This is a genomic window from Cohaesibacter sp. CAU 1516, from assembly GCF_005771485.1.
In the GTDB taxonomy this organism is placed as follows: domain Bacteria; phylum Pseudomonadota; class Alphaproteobacteria; order Rhizobiales; family Cohaesibacteraceae; genus Cohaesibacter; species Cohaesibacter intestini.
Map to the genome: position 1 here is coordinate 598350 of NZ_VANT01000001.1, position 26674 is coordinate 625023.

Annotated in this window: 25 protein-coding genes; 11 read left to right on the forward strand and 14 right to left on the reverse strand. The window is 55.9% G+C overall.

Features of this window, described 5'->3' with window-relative positions:
• Nucleotides 1-103 precede the first annotated feature (103 nt).
• From FDK21_RS02680 to alaS, 3 genes are all read left to right on the forward strand, one after another.
• Nucleotides 104-1351 (forward strand): urate hydroxylase PuuD, encoded by a 1248-nt coding sequence (locus FDK21_RS02680; protein WP_281405404.1) that lies wholly within the window; start codon nucleotides 104-106, stop codon nucleotides 1349-1351.
• A gap of 261 nt (nucleotides 1352-1612) precedes the next feature.
• Complete coding sequence (gene recA / locus FDK21_RS02685) at nucleotides 1613-2677, forward strand: recombinase RecA (RefSeq protein ID WP_138147422.1); 1065 nt, start codon at nucleotides 1613-1615, stop codon at nucleotides 2675-2677.
• A gap of 466 nt (nucleotides 2678-3143) precedes the next feature.
• Nucleotides 3144-5804: an alanine--tRNA ligase gene (gene alaS / locus FDK21_RS02690; protein WP_138147423.1), complete on the forward strand. Its 2661-nt coding sequence runs from the start codon at nucleotides 3144-3146 to the stop codon at nucleotides 5802-5804.
• A gap of 708 nt (nucleotides 5805-6512) precedes the next feature.
• On the opposite strand, the gene FDK21_RS02695 is transcribed toward alaS, so the two are convergent.
• The gene (locus tag FDK21_RS02695; RefSeq protein ID WP_138147424.1) at nucleotides 6513-7724 is read right to left on the reverse strand and encodes an NADP-dependent isocitrate dehydrogenase; all 1212 of its coding nucleotides are present in this window, start codon (nucleotides 7722-7724) and stop codon (nucleotides 6513-6515) included.
• Between the two features lie 305 nt (nucleotides 7725-8029).
• Between FDK21_RS02695 and FDK21_RS02700 the strand changes: the two genes are divergently transcribed.
• The 4 genes from FDK21_RS02700 to ttcA all read left to right on the forward strand — a co-directional run bounded on the left by FDK21_RS02700 (nucleotide 8030) and on the right by ttcA (nucleotide 11629).
• Complete coding sequence (locus tag FDK21_RS02700; RefSeq protein WP_138147425.1) at nucleotides 8030-8767, forward strand: RNA methyltransferase; 738 nt, start codon at nucleotides 8030-8032, stop codon at nucleotides 8765-8767.
• Nucleotides 8768-8811: 44 nt separating this feature from the next.
• The gene (murI, locus tag FDK21_RS02705) at nucleotides 8812-9630 is read left to right on the forward strand and encodes a glutamate racemase (protein WP_138147426.1); all 819 of its coding nucleotides are present in this window, start codon (nucleotides 8812-8814) and stop codon (nucleotides 9628-9630) included.
• A gap of 270 nt (nucleotides 9631-9900) precedes the next feature.
• The gene (gene rpsD, locus FDK21_RS02710; RefSeq protein WP_114009297.1) at nucleotides 9901-10518 is read left to right on the forward strand and encodes a 30S ribosomal protein S4; all 618 of its coding nucleotides are present in this window, start codon (nucleotides 9901-9903) and stop codon (nucleotides 10516-10518) included.
• Between the two features lie 226 nt (nucleotides 10519-10744).
• Nucleotides 10745-11629: a tRNA 2-thiocytidine(32) synthetase TtcA gene (gene ttcA / locus FDK21_RS02715; RefSeq protein WP_246657505.1), complete on the forward strand. Its 885-nt coding sequence runs from the start codon at nucleotides 10745-10747 to the stop codon at nucleotides 11627-11629.
• Nucleotides 11630-11959: 330 nt separating this feature from the next.
• On the opposite strand, the gene grxD is transcribed toward ttcA, so the two are convergent.
• The 7 genes from grxD to purC all read right to left on the reverse strand — a co-directional run bounded on the left by grxD (nucleotide 11960) and on the right by purC (nucleotide 17182).
• Nucleotides 11960-12280, reverse strand: a complete 321-nt coding sequence (grxD, locus tag FDK21_RS02720; protein WP_114009295.1) for a Grx4 family monothiol glutaredoxin — start codon at nucleotides 12278-12280, stop codon at nucleotides 11960-11962.
• 98 nt (nucleotides 12281-12378) lie between these two features.
• The gene (locus FDK21_RS02725) at nucleotides 12379-12612 is read right to left on the reverse strand and encodes a BolA family transcriptional regulator (protein WP_114009694.1); all 234 of its coding nucleotides are present in this window, start codon (nucleotides 12610-12612) and stop codon (nucleotides 12379-12381) included.
• Between the two features lie 280 nt (nucleotides 12613-12892).
• A complete protein-coding gene (gene purL, locus FDK21_RS02730; RefSeq protein WP_138147428.1) occupies nucleotides 12893-15097 on the reverse strand; it encodes a phosphoribosylformylglycinamidine synthase subunit PurL in 2205 nt (734 codons plus the stop codon).
• Nucleotides 15094-15783 (reverse strand): phosphoribosylformylglycinamidine synthase subunit PurQ, encoded by a 690-nt coding sequence (gene purQ, locus FDK21_RS02735; RefSeq protein WP_138147429.1) that lies wholly within the window; start codon nucleotides 15781-15783, stop codon nucleotides 15094-15096. Before purQ ends, purL begins: the two co-directional genes overlap by 4 nt.
• A gap of 40 nt (nucleotides 15784-15823) precedes the next feature.
• Nucleotides 15824-16012, reverse strand: coding sequence for a phosphoribosylformylglycinamidine synthase-associated small membrane protein (locus tag FDK21_RS02740; RefSeq protein ID WP_138147430.1), 189 nt, complete (start codon nucleotides 16010-16012; stop codon nucleotides 15824-15826).
• Nucleotides 16013-16066: 54 nt separating this feature from the next.
• Nucleotides 16067-16309 (reverse strand): phosphoribosylformylglycinamidine synthase subunit PurS, encoded by a 243-nt coding sequence (purS, locus tag FDK21_RS02745; RefSeq protein ID WP_138147431.1) that lies wholly within the window; start codon nucleotides 16307-16309, stop codon nucleotides 16067-16069.
• Between the two features lie 105 nt (nucleotides 16310-16414).
• Nucleotides 16415-17182 carry a phosphoribosylaminoimidazolesuccinocarboxamide synthase gene (gene purC, locus FDK21_RS02750; protein ID WP_114009291.1) on the reverse strand — a complete coding sequence of 256 codons (768 nt, stop codon included), beginning with the start codon at nucleotides 17180-17182 and terminating at the stop codon, nucleotides 16415-16417.
• Nucleotides 17183-17790: 608 nt separating this feature from the next.
• Here purC and FDK21_RS02755 point away from each other — a divergent pair.
• The 3 genes from FDK21_RS02755 to FDK21_RS02765 all read left to right on the forward strand — a co-directional run bounded on the left by FDK21_RS02755 (nucleotide 17791) and on the right by FDK21_RS02765 (nucleotide 19500).
• The gene (locus FDK21_RS02755) at nucleotides 17791-18114 is read left to right on the forward strand and encodes a DUF1476 domain-containing protein (protein ID WP_114009290.1); all 324 of its coding nucleotides are present in this window, start codon (nucleotides 17791-17793) and stop codon (nucleotides 18112-18114) included.
• A gap of 207 nt (nucleotides 18115-18321) precedes the next feature.
• The gene (locus tag FDK21_RS02760; protein WP_114009289.1) at nucleotides 18322-19113 is read left to right on the forward strand and encodes an aldolase/citrate lyase family protein; all 792 of its coding nucleotides are present in this window, start codon (nucleotides 18322-18324) and stop codon (nucleotides 19111-19113) included.
• Between the two features lie 165 nt (nucleotides 19114-19278).
• The gene (locus FDK21_RS02765; protein WP_114009288.1) at nucleotides 19279-19500 is read left to right on the forward strand and encodes a hypothetical protein; all 222 of its coding nucleotides are present in this window, start codon (nucleotides 19279-19281) and stop codon (nucleotides 19498-19500) included.
• 70 nt (nucleotides 19501-19570) lie between these two features.
• On the opposite strand, the gene FDK21_RS02770 is transcribed toward FDK21_RS02765, so the two are convergent.
• The 3 genes from FDK21_RS02770 to rpe form a co-directional block, all read right to left on the reverse strand.
• Nucleotides 19571-20128, reverse strand: coding sequence for an alpha/beta fold hydrolase (locus FDK21_RS02770; RefSeq protein WP_138147432.1), 558 nt, complete (start codon nucleotides 20126-20128; stop codon nucleotides 19571-19573).
• A gap of 125 nt (nucleotides 20129-20253) precedes the next feature.
• Complete coding sequence (gene purB, locus FDK21_RS02775) at nucleotides 20254-21585, reverse strand: adenylosuccinate lyase (protein ID WP_114009286.1); 1332 nt, start codon at nucleotides 21583-21585, stop codon at nucleotides 20254-20256.
• A 72-nt stretch (nucleotides 21586-21657) separates the two neighbouring features.
• A complete protein-coding gene (gene rpe / locus FDK21_RS02780; protein WP_138147433.1) occupies nucleotides 21658-22335 on the reverse strand; it encodes a ribulose-phosphate 3-epimerase in 678 nt (225 codons plus the stop codon).
• Nucleotides 22336-22705: 370 nt separating this feature from the next.
• Between rpe and FDK21_RS02785 the strand changes: the two genes are divergently transcribed.
• Nucleotides 22706-23959: an FAD-binding oxidoreductase gene (locus FDK21_RS02785; RefSeq protein ID WP_171021920.1), complete on the forward strand. Its 1254-nt coding sequence runs from the start codon at nucleotides 22706-22708 to the stop codon at nucleotides 23957-23959.
• Between the two features lie 6 nt (nucleotides 23960-23965).
• On the opposite strand, the gene FDK21_RS02790 is transcribed toward FDK21_RS02785, so the two are convergent.
• The 3 genes from FDK21_RS02790 to FDK21_RS02800 all read right to left on the reverse strand — a co-directional run bounded on the left by FDK21_RS02790 (nucleotide 23966) and on the right by FDK21_RS02800 (nucleotide 26647).
• A complete protein-coding gene (locus tag FDK21_RS02790; protein ID WP_114009283.1) occupies nucleotides 23966-24439 on the reverse strand; it encodes an Lrp/AsnC family transcriptional regulator in 474 nt (157 codons plus the stop codon).
• Nucleotides 24440-24678: 239 nt separating this feature from the next.
• Nucleotides 24679-25719 carry a P1 family peptidase gene (locus FDK21_RS02795; protein ID WP_138147435.1) on the reverse strand — a complete coding sequence of 347 codons (1041 nt, stop codon included), beginning with the start codon at nucleotides 25717-25719 and terminating at the stop codon, nucleotides 24679-24681.
• Between the two features lie 4 nt (nucleotides 25720-25723).
• Nucleotides 25724-26647, reverse strand: a complete 924-nt coding sequence (locus FDK21_RS02800; RefSeq protein ID WP_114009281.1) for a DMT family transporter — start codon at nucleotides 26645-26647, stop codon at nucleotides 25724-25726.
• Nucleotides 26648-26674 lie beyond the last annotated feature (27 nt).

Below are 26674 nucleotides of genomic sequence, written 5' to 3' on the forward strand. Positions count from 1 at the left end.
ATAGAAAAAGAGGGTGCAATATTGTTCAAATAGGCGCAAGGGCGAGATGCCGTTTGTGCCCTTGCTATTGATGGTTCGACACGGATTTTGGAGCGTGAGCGTGATGGATTTTGAAATGATGCAGCCTTTGATCTGGGCCTGGCTGGAATTTGCCGTTCGCTGGATCCATGTGATCACCGCCATTGCCTGGATCGGGTCGAGCTTCTATTTCATCGCGCTGGATTTGGGCTTGCGCAAGGCACCCAACCTGCCCGTCGGGGCCCATGGCGAGGAATGGCAGGTGCATGGGGGCGGCTTTTATCACGTCCGCAAGTATCTCGTCGCACCAGAACATATGCCCGAGCATCTGACATGGTTCAAATGGGAGAGCTATTCCACCTGGTTGAGCGGCGCGGCGTTGTTGATGGTGACCTATTGGGTTGGAGCCGAGCTCACTTTGATTGACGCCAACAAGGTGGATCTGGCGATTTGGCAGGCAGTGTTGATTTCCGCTGGCTCCCTGACAATCGGTTGGCTGGTCTATGACTTCCTTTGTAAATCGCGGCTGGATCAGAACCCGACCCTGTTGATGCTGCTTTTGTTCGTGCTGCTGGTGATCATGGGGTGGGGCTACAATCAGATCTTCACCGGTCGGGCCGTGATGCTGCATCTGGGGGCCTTCACCGCAACCATTATGACGGCCAACGTTTTCTTTATCATCATCCCCAATCAACGCATTGTCGTGGCGGACCTGAAGGCGGGCAAGGTGCCTGATGCGAAATATGGCAAGATCGCCAAGCTGCGCTCGACCCATAATAACTATCTTACCTTGCCCGTGGTCTTCCTGATGCTGTCAAACCACTATCCTCTGGCCTTTGCCTCGCCTTACAACTGGGTCATTGCGGGCTTGGTTTTCCTGATGGGCGTGACGATCCGCCACTATTTCAACACCAAACATGCCCGCACTGGCAATCCGGTCTGGACCATTCCGGCAACCATAGCCCTGTTCCTTGCGGCCATGTGGATCTCCTTCCTGCCAGCCGAGCATCTGGATGGCGAGTTGAGTGAAGTGGAACGGCCAATGACCCGCCATGAGCAACGGTTTGCTGCGGCGAGCGGTTTTGAAGATGTTGCGGGCATCGTGCAAGGGCGCTGTTCCATGTGCCATGCGCGCAGCACCGCTTGGGACGGGGTGGGCACCGCGCCGCGCGGGCTCTATCTCGAAGGTGAGGCAGATATTGCGCGGGCCGCTCACCAGATTTACCTGCATGCAGGGGTGACCAATGCCATGCCGCCCGCCAATGTCACCTATATGGAAGCAGCGGAAAGACGGGCTATCGTTCAATGGTATCTGGCGGCAACACGCGGGTAGAGCAACTCGCCCCTTCCTTGGGATGTTATTAAAGGCATCAGGCGAAAGGGCGAGCGTGGCTCGAATCATGCCACCCTGTCGCCCGAGAAGCTCAGGTCCTCAGGATGGGCAGTGTGAGTTTTCCCGCCAGAACATGTTAAGAACAAATCTTATTTCATATGTTTAATCAAAATTTTATCTTATCCCTTGAGTAATGGAACAAAGGGTGTACATTAATCATGGTTGCGCAAGCGTGCATGCTATGAACAATGGAGCCCAAATATGGCACAGAATAGTCTCCGACTGGTCGAAGGAAGCAGCATGGACAAGACAAAGGCTTTGGAAGCCGCCCTTTCACAAATCGATCGTGCATTTGGTAAGGGGTCAGTAATGAAACTCGGCCAGCGGGAAGTGGTCGAGATTAGCTCCATTCCGACCGGCTCCCTCGGACTTGATGTTGCCTTGGGCATTGGCGGCTTGCCGAAGGGCCGCATCATTGAAGTCTACGGGCCGGAATCTTCAGGTAAAACGACATTGGCGCTGCATGTGGTGGCCGAATCACAAAAGCGTGGCGGCATTTGTGCCTTCGTCGATGCCGAGCATGCGCTTGATCCGATCTATGCCAGGAAGTTGGGCGTCGATATCGACAATCTTCTGATTTCCCAGCCCGATGCCGGTGAACAGGCTCTGGAAATTGCCGACACGCTGGTCCGTTCCGGCGCGGTCGATGTCTTGGTGGTCGACTCGGTGGCTGCATTGACACCGCGCGCCGAGCTTGAAGGGGAAATGGGGGATTCGCTTCCCGGACTTCAGGCCCGTCTTATGAGTCAGGCCATGCGCAAGCTCGCAGGGTCCATCTCTCGTACCAATTGTATGGTGATCTTCATCAACCAGATTCGTATGAAGATCGGTGTGATGTTTGGTAGTCCTGAAACCACCACCGGTGGTAACGCACTGAAATTCTATGCTTCGGTTCGTCTGGACATCCGCCGCATCGGTGCGATCAAGGATCGCGATGAAGTGGTTGGCAACCAGACCCGTGTGAAAGTGGTCAAGAACAAGGTGGCCGCACCCTTCAAACAGGTTGAATTCGACATCATGTATGGCGAAGGCATTTCCAAGCTGGGTGAATTGCTCGATCTGGGTGTGAAGTCCGGTATTGTCGACAAGTCCGGAGCGTGGTTCTCCTATGATAGCCAGCGTCTGGGGCAGGGGCGTGAAAATGCCAAGAATTTCCTGCGTGAAAATCCGGAACTGGCGGACGAGATCGAGATGGGCATTCGCCAAAGTGCTGGCCTGAATACCGGCCTGATTGAAGAAGCGTCTCCGGATGACGATGACGAATAGGGTTTCATCCCCTTGTCGGGCCATATGCGCTTTAAAAGGCCTGAATGGTGGTAGATGATCTATGAGAGCGGTTGATCCTTGTGATCAGCCGCTTTTTCATTTGGCAGGTCTTAAGAGCCGAGAGTAAGCCCGAATGGGTCTCGGAAGGGGTGCCCCTTCGCCTATTGATCAGTTTTTCGGGAAAATTCCCCCAACAAGCTGCAGAAACCGCCATAACTTGACGCCAAAGGAATAGACTCCGGGGAAGAGGCTCGCTAAAACCGCTCGGTGATAGTCTTCAATGTCGCACCTGTCTGAGCCGATCATGGTCGGATGGGACATGCCCAAGAGGCATGGCGAGGTTGATGAGACAAGGCAAAAGGGCAAGATGCAAGGACAAGGCGTGAAGGCCATATCTTGGATGATATGGAGCAAGGCGCCGGGGGGCTGATGCTCTTCCTTGAAGAGAAACAATGATTGGTGCGTCATGAGCGGTGTAAATGAAATTCGGTCGACATTCCTGAACTATTTCGGTGACCATGGTCACGAAATCGTGGATTCCAGCCCGTTGGTTCCACGCAATGATCCGACATTGATGTTCACCAATGCGGGCATGGTTCAGTTCAAGAATGTGTTTACGGGTCTGGAGCATCGCGACTACAGCCGTGCCGTAACCTCTCAGAAATGTATCCGTGCTGGTGGCAAGCATAACGATCTGGACAATGTCGGCTATACGGCACGTCACCACACCTTCTTTGAGATGCTAGGCAACTTTTCCTTTGGTGATTATTTCAAGGAAGATGCCATCGAGCTGTCCTGGAACCTGATCACCAAAGAATTCGGTCTGCCCAAGGACAAGCTGCTGGTCACTGTCTATCACGAGGATGATGAAGCCTTTGATCTATGGAAGAAGATTGCAGGTCTGCCGGATGAGAAGATCATTCGCATTCCGACGAGCGATAACTTCTGGTCGATGGGCGAAACGGGCCCGTGTGGTCCCTGTTCCGAAATTTTCTTTGATCATGGCGATCATATCTGGGGTGGACCTCCGGGCAGCCCTGAAGAAGATGGCGACCGCTTCATTGAGATCTGGAATCTGGTCTTCATGCAATATGAGCAGGTGACACCGGATGAGCGCATCGATTTGCCGAAACCCTCGATTGATACCGGCATGGGCCTCGAGCGTGTTGCTGCGGTTCTGCAAGGCACGCACGACAATTACCAGACCGATTTGTTCCGTGCCCTGATCCAGAATAGCGTGGATTTGACCGGTGTTGAGGAGCAAGGCGATGCGGCTGCCAGCCACCGGGTGATTGCTGACCATTTGCGCTCGACGGCCTTCCTGATTTCCGATGGCATTCTGCCTGCGTCCGATGGCCGTGGCTATGTTCTGCGCCGTATCATGCGCCGCGCGATGCGTCATGCCCGCCTTCTCGGCTCACAGGATCCGATCATCTATAAAATGGTGCCCACCCTGATCCGTGAAATGGGGCAGGCCTATCCGGAACTGGTCCGTGCCGAGCCATTGATCACCGAAACCCTGAAGCTTGAAGAAAGCCGGTTCGGCAAGACCCTGTCGCGCGGCCTGCAGTTGCTGGATGATGCGACCGACGGCATGGGCCAGGGGGATCGTCTGGATGGTGAGACTGCGTTCAAGCTCTATGACACCTATGGCTTCCCGCTCGATCTGACGCAGGATGCTCTGCGTGCCCGTTCCATTGAAGTGGATACGGATGGGTTTGACACCGCTATGGGTCGACAGAAAGCTGAAGCCCGCGCCAACTGGGCCGGATCTGGTGAAGCGGCAACCGAAGCGGTGTGGTTTGATGTCAGCGAAAAGGTCGGGGCGACTGACTTCCTTGGCTATGAAACCGAAAGCGCCGAAGGGTCTGTTGTGGCTCTGGTGAAAGATGGCGCTGAAGTGGATGCCATCGAGGCGGGCGACGAAGCGGCCCTCATACTCAATCAGACCCCATTCTATGGCGAATCCGGTGGTCAGGTTGGCGACAAAGGCGTGTTGTTGGGTGAAGGTGTGCGCTTTGAGGTCTCCGATACCGTCAAAAAAGCGGGCGGCATGTTCGTTCATCTGGGTAGACTAGTTGAAGGCACGATCAAGCGCGAAACCCCGCTTGAGCTGAAAGTGGCTGTTGAGCGCCGTGCGGCTATTCGTGCCAACCACTCCGCGACCCACCTGTTGCATGAAGCCCTGCGCGAAACGCTCGGTGAGCATGTCAATCAGAAAGGTTCGATGGTCAGCCCGGAGCGCCTGCGGTTCGACTTCTCGCACCAGAAGCCGGTGGACGAGGATGAGATGCGCACGATCGAAGCACAGGTCAATGAGATCGTGCTGCAGAATGGAGCGGTGGAAACCCGCATCATGGCAGTCGATGATGCAATTGAAGCCGGTGCCATGGCTTTGTTCGGCGAGAAATATGGCGATGAAGTCCGTGTTGTATCGATGGGACAGGCAGTGCACGGCGAGAAAGCTGGCAAGACCTATTCGGTCGAGCTGTGTGGCGGTACCCATGTCAAGCGCACCGGTGATATCGGTTTGATGACTATCGTGTCCGAAGGGGCTGTTGCAGGCGGAGTGCGCCGTATCGAGGCGCTGACCGGCAATGCGGCCCGGACTTATCTGCAAGAGCAGGACGCGCGGGTGAAAGACGCAGCCGCTGTGCTCAAGGTGTCGCCAAACGACTTGCTCGATCGCCTTGAAGCATTGGTGGCAGATCGCAAGAAAATGGAGAAAGAGCTGGCCGATGCCCGCCGCAAATTGGCCATGGGCGGAGGTGCCGCTGGCGGAGATGCGGTTGAAGAGGTGGCTGGTGTCAAATTCATGGCCCGTGTTGCCGAAGGCGTCTCACCGAAGGATCTCAAAGGTCTGGTCGATCAGGGCAAGGAGAGCCTTGGTTCTGGCGTGGTGGTGATGATTGCCGTGTCCGAGGATGGCAAGGTTGGTGTCGTGGTTGGGGTGACTGACGATCTGACGGGCAAGCTGAGCGCCGTTGACCTTGTCAAGAAAGCGGCTGAAGTGCTTGGCGGCCGCGGTGGCGGTGGTCGCCCAGACATGGCTCAGGCTGGTGGCAAGGATGCTGATCAGGCAGAGGCCGCGATCGCAGCAATCAAGGACATCATTGCTTCGGCTTAAGAGGCAGCGTCTGCTTGAACAATGACGGATCCCGGGTGGTTTTTCGGGATTCTGTCAGCCCATATGGGGGTCCAAGCGATTGCGCTGAGAAGCAAGAAAAAATGAAACGGCAAAAAGGCTGGCTTCGTGCTGGCCTTTTCTTGTTTCTGGCTTTCATGCTGTTGGGGAGAGACGCTGAGCTATGCTCGGCGGGTCAAATGTGGCTACCTGACCAATCGAGTTGGTGGGCAAGCGGGTGATCAGGTAGCCACTGGCTACTAGGAGCCGCTTTTCTCGTATCTCAAAATGACAGGGCGGTAAATAGTAAATCTCTGTATCAAGTTGAATCGAGCAGCGTAATTTATGAAAAATATTTGTTTTTAAACATAGTCTTGGGTGCAACTTTCGCTTCTAGATAAATATCCTATATGGTTGCAGCTTTTATTAGTTAAAAATGACAAGTATATAGCAGAGATTATATTAATTCTGATTCTGGAAAATGGGGACTTTATGCTGAAACCAGACATTTATAGTTGTGAATTTTAATTTCACGTCTTTGTTCTATGGGGGATTTGATTTCACTGAATGGCAAGGTCAGGAATTTGGAAGGCCTGCCGGATCGAATTGGCATGCTTTACAGCGGGGCGCTTGGTCCGCTGATGGATGCATCACCAGCATGAGAGGATGCCGATGATGCACTTTGTTCAGATCTGAGATTTGTCGCTTGGTTTAACCCATCGCTTTTTGGAGATTCTGGTCCACGGCATCAAGGAAGCCGGTGGTCGACAGCCAATGCTGATCCGGTCCAACCAGTAGAGCGAGGTCCTTGGTCATCTGGCCGTTTTCGACGGTTTCCACGATGACTTTTTCGAGCGTCGAAGCAAAGGCGGCCAAACCCATATTCTCGTCAAGTTTGGCGCGATGCTTCAGGCCACCGGTCCATGCAAAGATCGAGGCGATGGAGTTGGTGGAGGTCTCTTCGCCGCGCTGATGCTGGCGGTAGTGACGGGTGACCGTACCGTGGGCCGCTTCGGCTTCAACGATTCTGCCGTCCGGAGTCATCAGTTGCGAGGTCATCAGGCCGAGCGATCCAAAGCCCTGCGCCACCGTGTCTGACTGGACGTCGCCGTCATAATTCTTGGTGGCCCAGACAAAACCACCATTCCATTTCATGCAGCAAGCGACCATGTCGTCGATCAGGCGATGCTCGTAATGGATGCCCTTTTTCTTGAAGTCTGCTTCAAATTCTTGCTCATAGACTTCCTGAAACAGATCCTTGAAGCGGCCGTCATAGGCTTTAAGGATGGTGTTCTTTGTCGACAGGAAAACCGGCCAGCCAATATTAAGACCATAATTGAAGGAGGCTCTGGCGAAATCGCGGATGGATTCGTCCAGATTGTACATGCCCATCGCCACGCCGGCGGCAGGCGCGTCATAGACTTCCTTTTCGATGATTGTGCCGTCTTCACCGACAAACTTCATGGTCAGTTTGCCCTTGCCCGGGAACAGGAAGTCGGTCGCGCGATACTGATCGCCGAATGCATGGCGACCAATGACGATCGGCTTGGTCCAGCCCGGCACGAGGCGCGGCACATTGCGGCAGATGATCGGCTGGCGGAAGACGACACCGCCAAGAATGTTGCGGATGGTGCCGTTTGGCGACCGATACATGCGTTTGAGGTTGAATTCCTCGACGCGTTGTTCGTCCGGGGTGATGGTGGCACATTTGATCCCGACGCCATGTTCCTTGATGGCTTCCGCCGCGTCGACTGTGATCTTGTCGTCGGTTCTGTCGCGTTCCTCAATGCCCAAATCGTAATATTTCAGATCAATGTCCAGATAGGGAAGGATCAGCTTTGTCTTGATCAGATCCCAGATAATCCGGGTCATTTCATCGCCGTCCAGTTCCACGACAGGGTTGTCTACCTTGATTTTCGACATGTCTCAGACCTCGTCTTTGAGAAGCCGGGTCACATGAGCGGCAGTTTTCCAGATGGGGCCAAGTTGCTGCCACCCCTGACCAAGCGGTAAGTGAGTGTGAGGCTGCTATAGCATTGGTCGAAGGCGTGGCATAGGGCAGATGGGGCCATACTTAGTCGACAATCAGCGCAAAATCGCAGTTTCCCGCACAGAATTTTTCCCCTGATCTCGTCAATCGGGGCAGGGGTCTTGCAATGCGGGGCGGATTCGGTCACTACACGGGCCAACACATTAAAGCAGACTCTTAAGAGAAAGACGGAAATCGAATGGACCCGGTGATCATTCTGGTCGAGCCCCAATTGGGTGAGAATATCGGAACGGCGGCGCGCGCCATGGCCAATTTTGGTGTAACGGACTTGCGGCTCGTGCGGCCGCGTGACGGCTGGCCGAGCGAGAAGGCCCGCAACGCTGCGAGCCGCGCCGATCATGTGATCGAGAAGACCGAGATTTTTGAAACCCTCGAAGAGGCTTTGGCCGATCTCGATTTCGTCTATGCCACGACCGCCCGCCAGCGGGACATGCTCAAGACCGTGCGCCACCCGGTGGAAGCCGCCCAGATCATGCGGCAGGAAGTGGCAAAAGGCGGTAAGGTCGGCATATTGTTTGGGCGTGAGCGCTGGGGCCTCAACAATGACGAAGTGGTGCTGGCCAACGAAATTCTGACGTTGCCGGTGGATCCGGATTTTGCGTCGCTGAATATTGCGCAGGCCGTTCTGATCATCTGTTATGAATGGCGCATGTCGGGCGGTGAGCGGGCTGGTTCCTTGCCGTTCGAGACGCCGGACGTCCCGCGTGCCAGCAAGGACGACATGGTGCATTTGTTCAACCATCTGGAAGAGGCGCTTGATGAGGTCAATTTCTTCCGCCCCCCAGAAAAGCGCGAGCATATGGTGCGCAACCTGCGAACCATTATGCAAAAAGGCGACTGGGCGGAACAGGAAGTCCGCACGTTGCGTGGCGTGATTGCGGCTTTGCAACGGCGTCATGAGCGCAATCATCGCTAGAGGCCATTCCGGTCGAACGGTCTCAGGATGGATCGGAGAATCCCATGCGTCGCGCAAAAGATCCACGCATATTGGTGTTTGATTCCGGCTTTGGTGGCTTGTCAGTGCTTTCGGCGCTGGTCGCCACCCTACCTTATGCCGATTATGTCTATCTGGCGGATGATGCCCGCTTCCCCTATGGGGATTTGCGTGACGAAGCGCTGATCGACGGGCTGGAGGTCTTGCTGGCGGCGGCTTGCGCGGATATTGCCCCCGATCTGATTGTCATTGCTTGCAACACCGCCTCGACCGTTGCGCTCGAGCGGCTGCGGGCCGTATTCCCAATCCCGATTGTCGGAATTGTGCCGGGCATCAAACCCGCGGCGCGGGCGAGCCATAGCGGGCATTTCGCGGTCTTGGCGACACCGGGCACCATCCGTCGGTCGTTGACGCGGGACTTGGTGCGCGATCATGCGCAGGGCTGCGAGGTTGATCTGATTGCCTGTCATCGGTTGGCCGGGCTTGCGGAACGTTTTGTGCTGGAAGGCTTCTGTGATCTCGATGTCCTTCGGGCTGACATTGCGGCTCTGTTTGAGGGGCCAAATTCGGCAACGATTGATGTCGTGGTGCTGGGCTGCACTCATTATCCGTTGATCCTGCCCATGCTGCAGAAGGTGGTGGAGCACCCCGTTCTGTGGCTTGATCCAGCACCGGCGGTGGCACGACGGGTGATGCATTTGCTGCAACAGGAATGGCAGGATTGCCTGGCGGGCGAACGGCTCGGTGCTGCACAAATCACCGAGCGGATCCGTTTTCTGGCGACAGGGGATGGGCAAGCGCGTCTGGAACGCGCCTGGGCGGCTTTGGTTGAACGGGCTGCATAAAGAGCAAAAGGGCTCTCCAGGGGCTTTGAAAAATGCGAAAAAGCCCCAAAAAGTGGAGATTTTGCCTTCAAGGTGTTTGACTCCCGCCGGTAAACCCACTAAACACCTGTCAATCGCTGCGGGGCTCCTGATGGGCCCCCTTTGATTTTAACGCACCCGTGAGACGAGAGGGGCGCATCTTCTTGTCTCTGTCGAAGCTGACCTTTTTCGGGTCTTGTTTCTAGGAGGGGCGCGTTTTCTTACAAAAAGAAGCCAAAAGGAAAACACGCGATGTCTAAGCGCCATTCGCAGAAATACAAAATTGACCGCCGTATGGGCGAAAATATCTGGGGCCGTCCTAAGTCTCCGGTTAACCGTCGTGAATATGGCCCAGGCCAGCATGGTCAGCGCCGTAAAGGCAAACTGTCTGACTTTGGTCTGCAGCTCCGCGCAAAGCAGAAGCTGAAAGGCTACTACGGCAACATCTCCGAGAAGCACTTCCTGCGCATCTACAAAGAAGCAAGCCGCATCAAGGGCGATACCTCCGAGAACCTGATTGGTCTGCTCGAGTCCCGTCTGGACGCGATCGTATACCGCGCAAAATTCGTTCCGACCGTGTTCGCTGCTCGTCAGTTCGTCAACCACGGCCATGTCAAAGTGAACGGCAAGCGCGTCAACATTCCTTCCTACCGCCTGAAAGTTGGCGATGTTGTGGAAGTGCGTGATCGTTCCAAGCAGCTCGCTATCGTTCTGGAAGCCACCCAGCTGGCCGAGCGCGATGTGCCTGACTATATCGAAGCGGATCACAACAAAATGGTCGCTACCTACAAAGCGATGCCACAGCTGGCTGACGTTCCATACCCTGTTGTCATGGAACCAAACCTCGTGGTCGAATTCTACTCCCGTTAATGGGACTGGAAACACGCTTACCGAATTCGAAAAGGCCGCCTGTTCAGGTGGCCTTTTTGCTGTTCTGGTCCTTTCCTCGCCTTCTCCTGCGCCTTGTGTTTCGCTCCGGCTTTTGCTAAAGCGAGCGCGACTTCACTGACCGGGAATCCGCTTCATGACCGAGCTTTCACCATCCGCCATTCTAGATCCTGACAGCCGTGAGGAAGAGGATGATCTGTGCCATCCGATGTTTCGCAAGGTGCCGAGTTCGGTTGCCTTCAAGAAGCTGAGGAAGCGGCTTCTGCGCAATGTGCGCGCGGCAATGGATGATTACAATATGTCGACCGCCAAGCAGAAATGGCTGGTCTGTCTGTCGGGCGGCAAGGATTCCTATGCGCTTCTGGCGATCTTGCTCGATCTGAAATGGCGTGGTCTGCTCGATGCGGATCTGTTGGCCTGTAATCTGGATCAGGCGCAGCCGGGCTTCCCGTCCGATGTATTGCCGCGCTTTTTTGAAGAGCACGAGATCCCTTATCATATCGAGCGGCAGGACACTTATTCGATCGTCAAGGAGAAGATCCCGGAAGGCAATACCTATTGCTCTCTCTGCTCGCGGCTCAGACGCGGCAATCTCTATCGTGTGGCGCGGGAACATGGCTGTGACGCGGTGCTGCTCGGTCATCATCGGGACGATATTTTGGAGACATTCTTCCTCAATCTGCTGCATGGGGGGCGTTTGGCGACGATGCCGCCGAAGCTGAAGAATGAAGAAGGGGATCTGATGCTGTTCCGGCCGCTGGCCTATTGCGAGGAAGCGGATCTGGCCAAGTTTGCCGATTTGATGCAATTCCCGATCATTCCATGCGACCTGTGTGGCTCACAGGATGGTTTGCAGCGCCAGCAAGTCAAAGCGATGTTGCAGGGCTTTGAGGCGCAGCATAAGGGGCGGACGCAGGTGATGTTCCGCGCTCTGTCAAACATTCGGCCCTCTCATATGCTCGATACGAAACTGTTCGACTTTGCTGGCCTGTCTGTCGAGGATGACCGCGCCGGCGACGATAGCGATGACAATGACGGCTGTGGCGCCATGGCGGCGCTGACAAGCGATTTCCTCACCATGCATGAGCGTTGACCAAGGTGGTTTTGCAGAAGGTTTGTGTGCGGTTTAACCGAAAACCGGATTCGTGACTGGATCTCTCGCCATACTTGCTCTTGGTAAGTTATAGTTGAATCACTTTGTTAGTAATCTATTGCAAGGGATTCAAATGACTCATCTTTGTGATTTTGATGCCCGGTTTCCAAAAAGGTGATCTTAACGGGGTAACCGTTAAGCATGGTCATGGGCCTTGTGTTGTGCTTTTTGGCGGCTGGCAGTATTTTGAGGCGATACAGGTAACAAAAAAGCCCGGCCATGTGGACCGGGCTTTTGCGTGCCGTTTTGGAAACCGTATCAGGTGGCCATTCAGGCGGTTACTTTGGAATTGATCAGCTGCTGCAATTCCTGAGTCTGGAACATTTCGCGGACGATGTCGCACCCGCCAACAAACTCACCCTTCACATAGAGCTGGGGGATGGTTGGCCAGTTGGAATAGTCCTTGATGCCCTGACGCACTTCGTCATTTTCCAGCACGTTGACGCCTTTATAGGGCACGTCGAGATAGTCCATGATCTGGGCTACCTGACCGGAAAAGCCGCACTGCGGGAAAGAAGGGGTGCCTTTCATGAAAAGCACGATGTCGTTGCTTTTGACTTCATTGTCGATCCATGCCTGGATATCGCTCATATGTCCGTCCTTTGGGTATCTTCGGGGGCTCATTGTCCGATCACGTACCGCCGGGGGGGAAGGTGTGATCGTCCAGAGGCAGAATGCCGGTTGAAGGATCAATCCGGGACTGATGTCTGAAGCGCGAGCGCATGCAGCGCACCGCCCATATTGCCCTTCAGGGCGTCATAGATCATCTGGTGTTGCTGAACACGAGACTTGTCGCGGAAGCTTTCCGAAACCACTTCGGCGGCAAAATGGTCGCCATCTCCTGCGAGATCACGGATCACCACTTTGGCGTCGGGCAAGGCTTCCTTGATAAGGCTTTCAATTTCACTTGCGTCCATAGGCATGCTGCTCTCCTCGTCTTCAATTTTGGCAGAGAAGATTTGATTACGCAATTGCGCGTATTCACTATCTTGTCTGAATTTGGTCTGTCCGGTCCGTCTTTCAAGGCTTGACAGGAAGAATGTTCGCCAATTCAAGGGTCTTACGACTGAGCGGTTCCGGTCAAGATGAAATATCAGACAATACCCAATGAAGCGCGGGGCGACGATCATTCCTTCGTCGCCCCGCGCCAATCGGGATAGGACCTTACGGGTCAGGCGGGCTTTGTTTTCGCCATTTGAGCGATCAGAGCTCACCTGCCATGAAGGTTGGGAACCAGCTCTCGTGGGCGACCTTCAGGCTGTCCACGGTGATCTGTCCATGACCGATCAGGGCAAAGGCATCGCCGCCAACCTGACCAAGCTGGTCGATCTGGATGCCAGCTTCTTTCGCCTTGGCCATCACGCTTTCTGCCTTGTCTGCCGCACAGGTGACCACATAGCGGGCCTGATCTTCGGCATAGAAGGCAATATGTGTCGCTTCTGTGGGCAGTTCCACGGCACAGCCAAGAGCAGAGCGCATGGCCATTTCCGCCAGAGCGACGCCAAGGCCGCCATCGGAAATGTCGTGGGCTGCGTTGATCTCACCCGCGCGGATGGCGGTGCGGACAAAATCGCCGGTCTGTTTTTCAAGCGCCAGATCCACCGGTGGTGGTGCGCCTTCTTCCCGGCCCAGCATATCGCGCAGATAGAGGCTCTGGCCCATTTCCACACCATGACCGCCGATCAACAGGATGGCGTCGCCCTCCGCGACAAAGGCATTGCCGACCGAGACGGAAACGTCCGGCAAAAGGCCCACAGCACCAATGGCCGGGGTCGGCAGAATGGCATCGCCGGTGGTCTCGTTATAAAGCGACACATTGCCCGAGACGATTGGCATGGCGAGCGCTTCGCAGGCAGCGCCAAGGCCTTTGATGCAGCCAACAAACTGGCCCATAATTTCGGGCTTTTCGGGATTGCCGAAATTGAGGTTGTCAGTGGTGGCCAGTGGTTCTGCGCCAACGGCATTGAGGTTGCGCCAGCTTTCAGCAACGGCCTGTTTGCCGCCTTCAAATGGGTCGGCCTTGCAATAGCGCGGGGTCACGTCAACGGTCAAGGCAAGGCCTTTGTTGGTGCCGTTCACGCGGATCACACCAGCATCGCCACCCGGACGTTGTTTGGTGTTGCCCTGAATCATAGTGTCATATTGTTCCCAAACCCAGCGGCGGGAGGAGAGATCCGGGCTGCCAACCATCTTAACGAGGCTTTCAAGCAGGTCGGCTGGGGCGGTGACGCTGGCATTATCGATTTTGGCCAGTTTCGGGCTTTCGACCCATGGGCGATCATATTCCGGGGCTTCGTCACCCAGTTCCTTGATCGGCAGGTCGGCGACCATTTCGCCATTGTGATAGATGCGGAAGCGCAGAGTGTCGGTGGTGACGCCCACTTCGGCAAAGTCCAGCTCCCATTTGCGGAAGACCGCTTCGGCGGCTTCGCGCTTCTCTGGGTGCAGAACCATCAGCATGCGTTCCTGCGATTCAGACAGCATCATTTCATAGGCGGACATATTCTCTTCGCGCACTGGCACCTTGTTGAGGTCCAGATCGACGCCGAGATTGCCTTTCGCGCCCATTTCAACGGCCGAACAGGTGAGGCCAGCGGCACCCATATCCTGAATGGCGATAACGGCACCGGTCTGCATCAACTCGAGGGTGGCTTCCATCAGGCGCTTTTCGCTGAAGGGGTCGCCAACCTGAACGGTAGGACGCTTCTCTTCGCTGTCCTCGTCAAACTCTGCTGAGGCCATGGTCGCCCCGCCAACGCCGTCACGGCCGGTTTTGGCGCCAAGATAGACAACCGGCATGCCGACACCCTTGGCTTCGGACAGGAAGATCTTGTCAGCATCCGCAAGACCTGCGGCAAAGGCATTCACCAGACAGTTGCCATTGTAAGAGGCGTCAAAATTGACTTCGCCGCCAACGGTCGGCACGCCGAAGCTGTTGCCATAGCCGCCGACACCGGCAACGACGCCGGACACCACATGTCGGGTGCGTTCATGATCGGGCATGCCAAAGCGCAGGGCATTCATCGCAGCAATCGGGCGGGCCCCCATGGTGAAGACGTCGCGCAGGATGCCGCCAACGCCGGTGGCTGCGCCCTGATAAGGCTCGATGTAGGAGGGGTGGTTGTGGCTTTCCATTTTGAAGACCACGGCCTGTCCATCATCAATGTCGACCACACCGGCATTCTCGCCGGGGCCTTGCAACACGCGCGGACCTTTGGTCGGAAGGGTGCGGAGCCATTTTTTCGAACTTTTGTAAGAGCAATGCTCGTTCCACATGGCCGAGAAAATGCCAAGTTCGGTGAAGGTTGGCGTCCGACCAATCAGCTCGAGAATATGCTCATATTCATTGGGCTTGAGGCCATGGGCGGCGATCAGTTCGTCGGTGATCTGGATTTCGTTCTGGATCATGCCACCTTCTCCAACAGGCTTTCAAACAGGCCACGACCGTCAAGGCCGCCATGCAGGTCTTCGATCAGATTTTCCGGATGCGGCATCATGCCAAGGATGGTGCCACGGGCATTCATGATGCCAGCGATGTTGTTGAGCGAGCCATTGATGTTGGCGTCCGGGGTGGTTGCCCCTTCTGCATCGCAATAGCGGAACAGCACGCGGCCATCGCCTTCGAGCATTTTCAGGGTCTCATCATCGGCAAAGAAATTGCCATCATGATGGGCGACCGGGCATCGAACCACCTGATTTGGCTGATAGGCCTTGGTAAAGATCGTGTCGGCGCGCTCGACGCGCAGCAGAGTTTCCTTGCAGATGAAATGCAGGCCCGCATTGCGCATCAGGGCACCGGGCAGGATGCCGGTTTCGGTCAGGATCTGGAAGCCGTTGCAGACACCCAGAATGCGGACGCCTTTTTTTGCTTTTTCCAGAAGGTCGGCAACGATTGGCGAACGGGCGGCAATGGCACCGGAGCGCAGATAGTCACCATAGGAAAAGCCGCCGGGCAGAATGATCAAATCGGCCTCGGGAATTTCGGTTTCAGCATGCCAGACCATCATCGGGTCTGTGCCGGAGACGGAGCGCACAGCGGCTGCCATGTCATGCTCACGGTTGGTTCCGGGAAAAACGAGGATCGCAGTTTTCATGGGTCCTGCTCCTGAAGGAAAGGGCTGACGGGATGGCCAGCTACAAAAGGAAAAAGACGGCGAGCGCGGAGGCTATGACCGGAATGAGAATGAAGATCGCTGCCTTGATGGCCATGAAGCGGATGGCTTTTGCCGCTTCCGCTCGCTGGTCGAGGATCTGCGTCTCTTCGGCTTTGACCGGGGAGGGGCTGCCGGAGGTCAGATCTTGGTCATTGGCATTGAGGGTCATGCTGTTTCCGTCTCTGTCGTCTCGTCGAAAGACCGAAATGACAGTCCTGAAGGATTACAGGATGTCGATCTGGTAATTTTCGATCACCGTGTTGGCGAGCAGCTTTTCGCACATATCGGCCAGTTTGGCCTCGGCTGCGGCCTTGTCGGTGCTGTCGGCAAGCTCGATGTCGATCACCTTGCCCTGACGAACCTGGTCAACACCATCAAAACCCAGCGCACCCAGAGCGCCTTCGATCGCTTTGCCCTGAGGGTCGAGAACGCCGTTTTTCAGGGTAACGGTGATACGTGCTTTCATTTTGGAGAGTTCCTTTTTGTCCTGACCGTCCATAGCGCGGCGGAAAAGAAGAGGCGGAGTAGGATGGAAGAAGGCAGGGGTGGCCCTGCCTTCTGATAGGTCGCTTTACTTGACGAGAACCGGGCCGGTGCCCTTGTGCTCAGGATTGCTGTTGATCATGATGCCAAGGCGCTTGGCCACTTCCTGATAGGCTTCCAGCATGCCGCCCATATCGCGGCGGAAGCGGTCCTTGTCCAGCTTGTCGTTGGATTCGATGTCCCACAGGCGGCAGGAATCGGGCGAAATCTCATCGGCGAGAATGACACGCATGGTGTCGCCTTCGAAGTAGCGGCCACATTCGATTTTGAAATCGACAAGGCGGATGCCGACAGCGCGGAACATGCCACACAGATAGTCGTTGATGCGGATGGCCAGTGCCATAATGTCATCAATTTCCTGCGGGCTGGCCCAACCAAAGGCGGTGATGTGTTCCTCAGACACCATCGGGTCATCGAGGCTGTCATTCTTGTAACAGAATTCAATGACCGAGCGAGGCAGCTGGGTGCCTTCTTCAATGCCGAGACGTTTGGCAATGGAGCCTGCAGCCACGTTGCGGACAATGACCTCAAGAGGAATGATTTCGCATTCCTTGATCAGCTGTTCACGCATGTTGAGGCGGCGGATGAAGTGGGTCTGGATGCCGATCTCGTTGAGGTTGGAAAAAATATATTCCGAGATGCGGTTGTTCAGAACGCCCTTGCCGTCAATGACTTCATGCTTCTTGTTGTTGAAAGCGGTGGCATCGTCCTTGAAGTGGGCGACCAGGGTGCCCGGTTCTGGACCTTCATAAAGAATTTTGGCTTTGCCTTCGTAGATCCTGCGACGACGATTCATGAGCGTTCTACCATGTTGTTTAGCCCGTAGGTGGGCGGATTTGCTGGTATGGAGCCGGGCCTGTTGTCAGGTGGGCCGATCCCATTGAAACTGTGACTGCCAACCGACGTCGGGCGTCTTCAGGCTGGCAGGAGCGCTTTGGACACTCTCCGGTTCCGGAGAATCAGGCTTTGCGCTACGGAACTATAGCCTATTTGAGGGCGCATATGGGGGTGTTGATCATGGATCTTCAACCCTGCCGTTCTGATAGGCCCCATGGCTCGCTGCTTAGCGAATTCCGCATGAAATCACAATCGTTGAATCACTTGTTGCGGCGAGTTTTTGGCCTGAAAGCATGGGTTGCTCTCCGCTTAGCAGCGGATGATCGCCCGATGATTGGAAAATGCGTTCATTGCCTGTTGAGAAGGCGGATAAGTCACCCTACATTGGAACTGTAATAATCGAGTTTCACCGAAAAGGGGAGGAAACCCCGTCCGTTGGGCCAGCTGGGCCCAATCTCAGACCAAAGTCGGTGGGAAACAGAGGACGCACCTGTTGTCTTTTGTCCTATGCTCAGTATAGGTGGGGGCAACAGAGCGACGAAAACGGTCGGATCGGGGAGTAGCCATATGACGACTTTTGACAAGCGAGAAGATGCATTTGAAGCCAGATTTGCGCATGACGAAGAACTGCGCTTCAAAGCGACAGCTCGCCGGAACAAATTGCTCGGTCTTTGGGCGGCTGGAAAGATGGGTCTCGATGAAGTGGCCGCTGTGGAATATGCCAAGGAAGTGGTGCGTTCCGACTTTGAAGAGCCAGGCGAGGAAGATGTCTATCGCAAGATCGTTGCCGACTTTTCCGAGTATAAAGTTGATCAGTCAGAGCATCAGATCCGCCGTACCATGTCCGAGTTGATGGCCGTGGCCATCGAGCAGCTGAAGGGCGAAGCCTGATTGCTGTTCGTGCCCCCTGCGACACAGGGGGTGACTGGACAACGGTCCGTAAATTTGATTTTGTGAAAAGGCTGATGAGCAACTCATCAGCCTTTTTTCTTGCTCTGGTTCACCGCTTTTGTTGTCGCGCAGCCGCGCCAGTTGGATGGCATTGCTCTGCTGTCTCACAAAGCCCTGTGAACCGGATATCCTACGGGGAGGCTCATCATGACGGACAATCACACCTTAATGCGTCGCGCAGTCGATGCGGCGGTTAACAAGGACGAGCCACTCTATTTTGGCTGGTGTGTGCTGGCCAGCCGGCAGGCTGCCGAGATTCTTGCTCAAGGGGGCTTTCCTGCCGTGCTGGTTGACATGCAGCATGGGGCTATCGGCTTTTCCGATGCGCAGGAAATGACCGGGGCGATTGCCCATTGTGGCACAGCACCGATTGTTCGCATTCCGGTCGGGGATTTTGCCACCGCGTCGCGGGCGCTCGATTTTGGTGCACAAGCCATCGTCGCGCCAATGATCAACACCAAGGAACAGGCCGAAGCTTTGGTCAAGGCGGTGAAATATACCCCGCTGGGCGAACGCTCTTATGGACCATTTCAGGCCTGCCGGACCTATGGCTTTAGCAATCTGTTTGATTATGTGGTCGACGGCAATGACAGCTGTTTTGCCTTGGCGATGATCGAAACCCGTGAGGCGCTCGATAATCTGGAGGATATTCTGGCGACTGACGGGATTGACGGAGTGTTTGTCGGACCGGCGGATCTGTCGCTGACATTGCTGGAGGGCAAGGCAGTGGACTTCGACCATGAGGTAACGGTCACTGCGCTCAAAAGAGTGATTGCGGCCGCCAAGGCGCATGGCAAGTTGTGTGGGATTTATGCAACCAACGCCCATTATGCCAAGCTGTTTGCCAGCTATGGCTTCCAGTTGATTGCTGTCGGGTCGGAAGCGGGGTTCCTAGCACAGGGTATCGAGCAGACCATGGCAGATCTGGCCTCAGACTGAGCCGGATCCGGACGCAGAAGCGACCAAAAGGTCGCAGGTTGCTTTGATATAGATCAGCGCGTGCAAGTTATTATGCACCCATCGTGCATATATGAATTTGGCGTGTGCAACTGCCATTCGGGGAGAGTAGGACCGGTTGCACCCAGTTCCTTGGGAGAGACTATCATGCTGAAACTGACTGTGCTGTTTTACATCATCATTGCCCCGACACTGGCGGGAATTTTCGCGCTTGTGCCGCTGACCATGTCCGGGACGCTGGACTTCGATCCGATGTTCTTTATCGGTTTTGTGGCTGCTGGCGCCATTCTGGCCATGCCGGTGTCGTGGTTTGTGGCCAAGCGTATTGATGCCGCGATTGGCAAGAAGGGACCTGCTGCGACGGCATGACCGGCCACGGTTCGCTTACAAAAAAGCCTGCTCCATGGGATTGGGGCAGGCTTTTTTTGTTGTAAAGGCGCTAGCCGTCCAGCTTGCTGAGAAAGCCGGCAAAGGACATCATGCCTTCGGGCCACGGGCCATGGCCGCTTTCCAGCGTGATATGGCCTGCGTCGCCTGCATCCTGAAAATGCGCCCCCCAATCTTTGGCCATTTCCTGCGAGCGTTGATGATCGCAATAGGGATCGTTGCGGCTGCCGACCACATGGGCCGGGAAGGGCAGGGGATTCTTCGGGATTGGCACGAAGTCGCCACCGTCAAAGCCATCGATCAGACCTTCTCGGTCCCAGTCGCTCGGGGCGACCAGATAGGCACCGGCGATCTTGCCTTTCAGGCTTTCAGCGCCATGGGCCACCAGAATGCAGCCGAGCGAATGGGCCACCAGAACCACAGGGCGGCTGGAGGCCTCGATTTCGGCCAGCAGATTGGTCATCCACGCATCCTTGGATGGATTATGGACGTCGTCCTGCTTGACTTCACGGGCGGTCGGCATCTTGTCGCGCCAGCGCATGAGCCAATGGCCTGGCAAAGTGTCGCCATAGCCGGGGATCAGCAGAATGTCAGTTTGGGAAATTTTCATGATCGGGTCCTGCCGGTTTGATTTGGTCCTGCGTCATCACCAGATGTGGCGCGCACTGTCAAGCAACAAGCTGGAAGGGAGGGCAGGCCGGAAAAAATCCCGGCCCGTCTTCACGCAAGAATTGCTTATTCGCTGGCACCAAAGACGCGCTTGAAGATCACGTCGACATTCTTGGTGTGGTAGCCAAGGTCGAAGCGATCCTTGATTTGCTCTTCCGAGAGATATTTGCGGACATCTTCGTCCGCAAGAAGCTCGGTGAGGAAATCGACGGTGGCGTTGCCTGCCATGTGATAGCTTTCCCAGACCTTCATGGCGTTGCGCTGGACAAGGCGATAGGCGTCTTCGCGAGACGAGCCTGCCTGTGTCAGCGCCAGCAGGATGCGCTGGGAGTGGACCAGACCACCAAGGCTGTTCATGTTGCCCAGCATGCGCTCGGGATAGACCAGCAGCTTGTCGATGACACCGGTCAGGCGCACCAAGGCGAAATCAAGCGTCACGGTCGCATCTGGGCCAATCATCCGCTCGACAGAGGAGTGGGAAATATCACGCTCATGCCACAGGGCGACATTTTCCAGAGCAGGCGTTACGGCAGAGCGCACAATGCGTGCAAGGCCGGTGAGATTTTCCGTCAGAATCGGATTGCGCTTATGCGGCATGGCCGAAGAGCCCTTTTGGCCCTTGGAGAAGAATTCCTCTGCTTCGAGCACTTCGGTGCGCTGCAGGTGACGGATCTCGGTCGAGACGCGCTCGATGGAGGAAGCAATGACACCCAAAGTGGCGAAGAATTGCGCATGGCGGTCGCGTGGGATGACCTGCGTGGACACAGGCTCCGGCTGAAGGCCCATGGCGTCGGCCACATGCTCTTCAACCGCCGGGTCGATGTTGGCGAAGGTGCCGACCGCACCGGAAATGGCACAGGTGGCGATTTCTTCGCGGGCTGCCAGCAGGCGGGTCTTGCAACGGTCAAACTCGGCATAGGCTTCAGCCATCTTGAGGCCAAAGGTCACAGGTTCGGCATGGATGCCATGGGAGCGGCCGATGCAGACGGTGTCTTTATGTTCCATGGCACGGCGCTTGAGCGCGGCCAGCAAGGCGTCGATGTCAGCCAGCAGCAGGTCTGCGGCGCGGGTCAGCTGGACGTTGAAGCAGGTGTCGAGCACGTCGGAGGAAGTCATGCCCTGATGGACGAACCGGGCATCATCGCCAACGATTTCAGCCAGATGGGTGAGAAAAGCAATGACGTCATGCTTGGTTTCGCGCTCGATTTCGTCGATCCGGTCGATATCGAAGGTGGCCGCGCCGCCTTTTTCCCAGATGGTCTTGGCGGCAGACTCGGGAATGACACCGAGTTTGGCCAAAGCGTCACAGGCATGAGCTTCGATTTCGAACCAGATGCGGAACTTGGTTTCAGGCGACCAGATGTCGACCATTGCGGGGCGGGAATAACGAGGGATCATGAGCGAGCCTGTCTATAGCAAGTGAGAGGGAAGGGCGGGCCGAACCAATGATCGGCCATCCTGAAACAAAAATCAGTTCTGGGCCTTTTCAGCCGCTTCGCGGATGCGGGCGATATTTTCACGATATCCTTCAACGCCTTGGCCTTTGAAGACAGCAGAGCCAGCGACAAGGATGTTCGCCCCGGCAGCTGCAACCAGTGGAGCGGTCTCGGTGGTGATGCCACCATCAATCTGGATGTCGATGTCACGATCACCGATCATGGCCTTGACGCGGGCGGTTTTCTCCACGGTAGATGGGATGAAAGACTGGCCGCCAAAGCCGGGATTAACACTCATCAAGAGCACCATGTCGACCTTGTCGAGCACATATTCGATGACATTTTCAGGGGTGGCCGGGTTGAGCGAAACACCCGCTTTTTTGCCAAGCGCCTTGATGGCCTGCAGTGAGCGGTCCAGATGCGGTCCAGCTTCCGCATGCACGGTGATCAGGTCAGAGCCAGCGGCGGCGAAATCTTCCAGATACGGGTCGCACGGGGCGATCATCAGATGGGTGTCAATGATCTTATCGGTATAAGGGCGGATCGCCTTGACCACGTGCGGGCCGAAGGTGATGTTTGGCACGAAATGACCATCCATGACGTCCACATGGACCCAGTCGCAGCCTGCTTCGTCGATGGCTTTGACCTCTTCGCCAAAGCGGGCGAAATCGGAGGCGAGAATGGATGGGGCGATCTGAATGGGGCGTGCCATGGCCTGCGGTCCTGTCTGTCTGACATCAAAGAGAAGTGTTGGTCATGCGCCTAGCATATGGGGCAAGGTTGAGCAAGAAGAGAAGGCCTTGTCCTTGTTGCTTATGTTGCCTAAATGATATCTATGTGATGATATAATGAGATCGATTATAGAAGGCAAGCTTTGTCGTATGTATAGCTTGTTTCTCATTTTGGATATTGGATACATTTTTGTCTGGACCTGCTTCTTTCTCCGTGACACACTCAGCTGAATTTCATCCGTTTGTCGTCTGATGAACAGGATTGGCACTTGTGAGGTCGGACTGGAAGAGGTGGATGCCCGGTGGAGCACAGACCACCAGCCGCGCAGTCGCAGCTTTAGGAGAAAAGCCATGAGCCACATAAACCATGACGTGATCATTTTGGGTGCCGGAATGGTCGGCATCAGCACCGCGCTGCATCTGCAGGAGAGCGGGTTGAATGTGGCGCTGGTGGATCGGCGCGGACCGGGGGAAGAAACCTCGCACGGCAATGCCGGGATCATCGAACAGGACGGAATGGTGCCTCTGACCATTCCCAGCAATCCGCTTGAAGTGCTGAAATTCGCCTCCAATCGCAAGATCCACATGCATTACCATCCGACCTTCATGCCGCGGCTGACGAGCTGGCTCTTTCGGATGTGGCTGCTGTCAAACCCGGCGGGCATCGATCGCTATGCGCGTGGGGTTCAGCCCCTGCGGCAATGCTCGGCTGATGAACATGCCTATTTTGCCAAGGAAGCCGACATAGCCAGCGAATTTCGCCATACAGGCTGGATCCATCTGTATCACTGCGCCAAGACCTTTGCCGGTACGGCGACTGCGCGCGGCTATGCAGACGAGTTTGGCGTCGATTATGAGGTGGTGGACAGAAGCGGTCTTGAGGCGCTGGAACCTTATATCGATTTTGGCGATGACGATCACGGCATCTTCTGGAAGGGCTGTGTCAATGTCGGCTCACCCAAGCGCGTGACCAAGGCTTATGCGGAGCTGTTCATCAAGCGTGGTGGGGACTTCTACACCGGAGACGCCCAGACACTACGGCAGGCCGGTGATGTCTGGCGGGTGACAGGCGAGACCGGTGATCTGACTGCGCCGAAGGTGGTGGTGGCTTTGGGGCCATGGAGCCTCGATCTGGTCAAACCGATGGGCTATCACTTTCCGCTGGCGGCCAAACGCGGCTATCACCAGCATTTTGAAAGTCGTGACGGGGCGGTGCTCAACCGGCCTATCGTGGATGAGGATGTCGGATTTTTGATGACCCCGACCGAGCGCGGCATCCGGTTGACCTCGGGCATTGAATTTGCGCATCGGGACAGCCGCAAGACACCGTCGCAAATCTATCGTGCAACAGATCATGCGCGGCATTTGTATCCGCTTGGCAAACCGGTGGATGAAGAACCCTGGATGGGATCACGGCCCTGTTTTCCCGATTCCCTGCCGCTGGTTGAAAAGGCGGACAAGCATGACGGTCTCTACTTCAATTTCGGACACGGCCATATGGGCTTTGCAACCGGCCCGGCGACCGGTCGCATGATGGCTGACCTCATGCTTGGAAGAGAAGGTGGTCTGGATCGCAACGCCTTTTCCAGCAAACGCTTCAAGTGAGTGGGGTCACTCACTGAGCGGCAGCGATGCCGTTTCCTTGACGGTCGCAACCACGATGCGTGACTGCACATCCGAGACGAGTTCTGAATTCAGCAGCTTGTAGCAGAGAAAGTTGTCATAGGCCTTGATGTCTTCGGTGATCACCTTGACCAGATAGTCCACCGCGCCGGTGATGCGCTCGCAGGTTACGACTTCGGGCCACACGGCGACGAGCTTGTCGAACTCTTCCATATTCTTGCGGCTTGGCACGGTCAGTTTGACAAAGGCGTAGGACACGAATCCCAACCCGACGGACTCGCGATCAATGATTGCGGTGACTTGCTTGAGGACGCCTGTTTCTTTCAGCTTCTTGATTCTGCGCCAGCATGGGGTCTGGGACATTCCGGCAAGCTTGGCAATTTCGGCGATCGACAAGGATGCATCATTTTGCAAAACCTTGAGTATCCGAATATCGCCAGAATCGAGTGTCAATTTTTCCATATTTCGCTCTCTTGGGAAGATTTCATTCGAACGCTACAAAGAATCTAGGGGTTTGTATATATTTAAATATACAAACCTTGTCCCTTGAGCGGAATTTTATGATTCCAATTGCCCGTGATTGTGAAAAAAATCAGGGAAAAGGCATCTCAAACGGCGTTTTCTTTCTTTTTCGTTGGCCCTTTGTCTAGGTCATGCCTGCGCGTTGCTTGTGGCTGTCCCGTAGGCCTGTCCGGGCTGAATCATCCATGCTTGTCTTGCCAGCTGGGAAAGAGATCCCCTTGTGCACTTTTGGCGGCATAGACGCCGCGGGCGATTGCGCGGGCCATGACAGCTGCTGCGCGGGCGCCCAAGTTGATGAAGGCGTCGTCTGCGGCGGGAAGCGGTTTTTGCCCGTTGGAAAGGGCAAAGATCATGTCGCCATCAAGTGGGGTGTGGGAGGGCCAGAGCGCGCGGGCAAAACCATCGTGGGCCATGATGGCCAGGCGCTTGGCCTGGGCCTTGGTCAGGGCTGCATCTGTGGCGATGATGCCGATGGTGGTGTTGCCGCCCGGTTTGCCCAGATCGTCTGTCTCAAGGCCTTCCAGAGAGAGTCCGGTCTGCATGGCGTCCATTTTGGTGAAGGGGGCCTGCATGTCCGGTGTCAGGTGTGGGGGCAGGCCCAACCCACCAAATTCATTGCCCTGTTCAAAGGGCGCTGCCCAGAAATGGCGACTGTCCCCCATGGTGGCCCGGCCAAGGGCGTTGACGGCCACCAGAGCGGCGATCCGGATGCCATGCTGGTCTTCATCGGAGGCCGAGCCCAAGCCACCCTTAAGGCCCGCTGTCAGCGCGCCGGTGCCGGCGCCTGCTGTTCCGATGTCGAATGACCGGTCACTGGCGGCTTCTGCCGCTTGCCAGCCCATGTCCCAATAGGGGCTCTGACGCCCCCATTCCTTGTTGCCGCCATTGATCAGGTCAAACAGGATGGCGGCTGGCACGATGGGCACATTGACCGGTCCGATGGCAAAGCCGCGCCCCTGTTGCCTGAGCCATCCCTGTACGCCGCCAGCGGCATCAAGACCAAAGGCAGACCCGCCGGACAGAACAAGGCCGTCGACGGCTTCAACCGTCTGATCGGGGCTCAGCAAATCGGTGTCGCGGGTGCCCGGTGCACCGCCCATGACTGCACAGGAGGCCACCATAGGCCAGTCGCAGAGAAGGGCAGTCGTGCCGGATTTGAGCGTCTTGTCGCTGGCATGACCGATCCGGATGCCTTCAATGTCGGTGATCAGATTGAGCATGTCGTCAGTCCCGGAGTGAGGTTGGGGCGGGTTTGAGTCCGATGGCGAGGGACGTCAAGATGGCCAGCAGACCCATGATTTGCACAATAGAGAGGTGTTCGCCAAGAACCAAGACGGCGATTAGCATGGCCGTGACCGGCACCAGTGCCGTGAATAGGGCGCTGGTGGATGCAGGAATGGTCTTGATGCCAATGCACCAGAGATAGAAGGACAAGACGCTTGCCGTCAGGATGTAATAGAGGCTGAGCAACCAGAAGTGCCAATCAGTATCGGGCAAATGCCAGCCGCCGTCTTGCATGAATAGGATGGGAATGGTGATCGGGATCGCCAACAGATGGACGATCATCGTCAGGGTCCATGGCGGAATGCGGGCAGCGTAGCGGCGGGTGAGGATGGCAAAGACCGCCTCGGAGGTGACGCCCGCCAAAATAAAGGCGTTGCCGATCAGGGTGAATAACCAGTTAGAGGCGTTGTTCAGACCGGCTGGAGGCGCGCCGTGGGGGCTGGCCAGATTGAGGCAGGCGATCCCCAGGACCGCGAGGGACACCGACAGGGCCTTTTGGCGTGAAATCACTTCCTTGAGGATCAGCCAACTGAGAAGGGCGATAATGGCAGGCAAGGCCGAGGCGATGATGCCAGCATTGATGGCCGAGGTATATTGGATGCCGATCAGCATCAGGGTGGTGAAGCCGACGACACCGAACAATGACAACAGGCCGATTTCACCCCAGGCTCTTGGCGACAGGCTTCTGAGGCTTTGCCAGCCTTCGCGTTCGCGCATGGCCAGAGGCACAAGACACAGGCTTGCCACCACAAAGCGGAGCATTGCGAAGGAAGCGGGAGACATTTCCACGATGATGAGTTTGCCCAGAGCCACATTGATGCCGGTCAGCATCATGGCGGATGCGAGAGCGAGATAGGCGAGCATGGTGCCTCTCTGACGTGTCGGAAGTGG

Excerpts from the sequence above, each read along its gene's own strand:
- FDK21_RS02680 (WP_281405404.1), top strand. The coding sequence starts at position 104 with ATGGATTTTGAAATGATGCAGCCTTTGATCTGGGCCTGGCTGGAATTT.
- recA (WP_138147422.1), top strand. The coding sequence starts at position 1,613 with ATGGCACAGAATAGTCTCCGACTGGTCGAAGGAAGCAGCATGGACAAG.
- alaS (WP_138147423.1), top strand. The coding sequence starts at position 3,144 with ATGAGCGGTGTAAATGAAATTCGGTCGACATTCCTGAACTATTTCGGT.
- FDK21_RS02695 (WP_138147424.1), bottom strand. The coding sequence starts at position 7,724 with ATGTCGAAAATCAAGGTAGACAACCCTGTCGTGGAACTGGACGGCGAT.
- FDK21_RS02700 (WP_138147425.1), top strand. The coding sequence starts at position 8,030 with ATGGACCCGGTGATCATTCTGGTCGAGCCCCAATTGGGTGAGAATATC.
- murI (WP_138147426.1), top strand. The coding sequence starts at position 8,812 with ATGCGTCGCGCAAAAGATCCACGCATATTGGTGTTTGATTCCGGCTTT.
- rpsD (WP_114009297.1), top strand. The coding sequence starts at position 9,901 with ATGTCTAAGCGCCATTCGCAGAAATACAAAATTGACCGCCGTATGGGC.
- ttcA (WP_246657505.1), top strand. The coding sequence starts at position 10,745 with ATGTTTCGCAAGGTGCCGAGTTCGGTTGCCTTCAAGAAGCTGAGGAAG.
- grxD (WP_114009295.1), bottom strand. The coding sequence starts at position 12,280 with ATGAGCGATATCCAGGCATGGATCGACAATGAAGTCAAAAGCAACGAC.
- FDK21_RS02725 (WP_114009694.1), bottom strand. The coding sequence starts at position 12,612 with ATGCCTATGGACGCAAGTGAAATTGAAAGCCTTATCAAGGAAGCCTTG.
- purL (WP_138147428.1), bottom strand. The coding sequence starts at position 15,097 with ATGATCCAGAACGAAATCCAGATCACCGACGAACTGATCGCCGCCCAT.
- purQ (WP_138147429.1), bottom strand. The coding sequence starts at position 15,783 with ATGAAAACTGCGATCCTCGTTTTTCCCGGAACCAACCGTGAGCATGAC.
- FDK21_RS02740 (WP_138147430.1), bottom strand. The coding sequence starts at position 16,012 with ATGACCCTCAATGCCAATGACCAAGATCTGACCTCCGGCAGCCCCTCC.
- purS (WP_138147431.1), bottom strand. The coding sequence starts at position 16,309 with ATGAAAGCACGTATCACCGTTACCCTGAAAAACGGCGTTCTCGACCCT.
- purC (WP_114009291.1), bottom strand. The coding sequence starts at position 17,182 with ATGAATCGTCGTCGCAGGATCTACGAAGGCAAAGCCAAAATTCTTTAT.
- FDK21_RS02755 (WP_114009290.1), top strand. The coding sequence starts at position 17,791 with ATGACGACTTTTGACAAGCGAGAAGATGCATTTGAAGCCAGATTTGCG.
- FDK21_RS02760 (WP_114009289.1), top strand. The coding sequence starts at position 18,322 with ATGACGGACAATCACACCTTAATGCGTCGCGCAGTCGATGCGGCGGTT.
- FDK21_RS02765 (WP_114009288.1), top strand. The coding sequence starts at position 19,279 with ATGCTGAAACTGACTGTGCTGTTTTACATCATCATTGCCCCGACACTG.
- FDK21_RS02770 (WP_138147432.1), bottom strand. The coding sequence starts at position 20,128 with ATGAAAATTTCCCAAACTGACATTCTGCTGATCCCCGGCTATGGCGAC.
- purB (WP_114009286.1), bottom strand. The coding sequence starts at position 21,585 with ATGATCCCTCGTTATTCCCGCCCCGCAATGGTCGACATCTGGTCGCCT.
- rpe (WP_138147433.1), bottom strand. The coding sequence starts at position 22,335 with ATGGCACGCCCCATTCAGATCGCCCCATCCATTCTCGCCTCCGATTTC.
- FDK21_RS02785 (WP_171021920.1), top strand. The coding sequence starts at position 22,706 with ATGAGCCACATAAACCATGACGTGATCATTTTGGGTGCCGGAATGGTC.
- FDK21_RS02790 (WP_114009283.1), bottom strand. The coding sequence starts at position 24,439 with ATGGAAAAATTGACACTCGATTCTGGCGATATTCGGATACTCAAGGTT.
- FDK21_RS02795 (WP_138147435.1), bottom strand. The coding sequence starts at position 25,719 with ATGCTCAATCTGATCACCGACATTGAAGGCATCCGGATCGGTCATGCC.
- FDK21_RS02800 (WP_114009281.1), bottom strand. The coding sequence starts at position 26,647 with ATGCTCGCCTATCTCGCTCTCGCATCCGCCATGATGCTGACCGGCATC.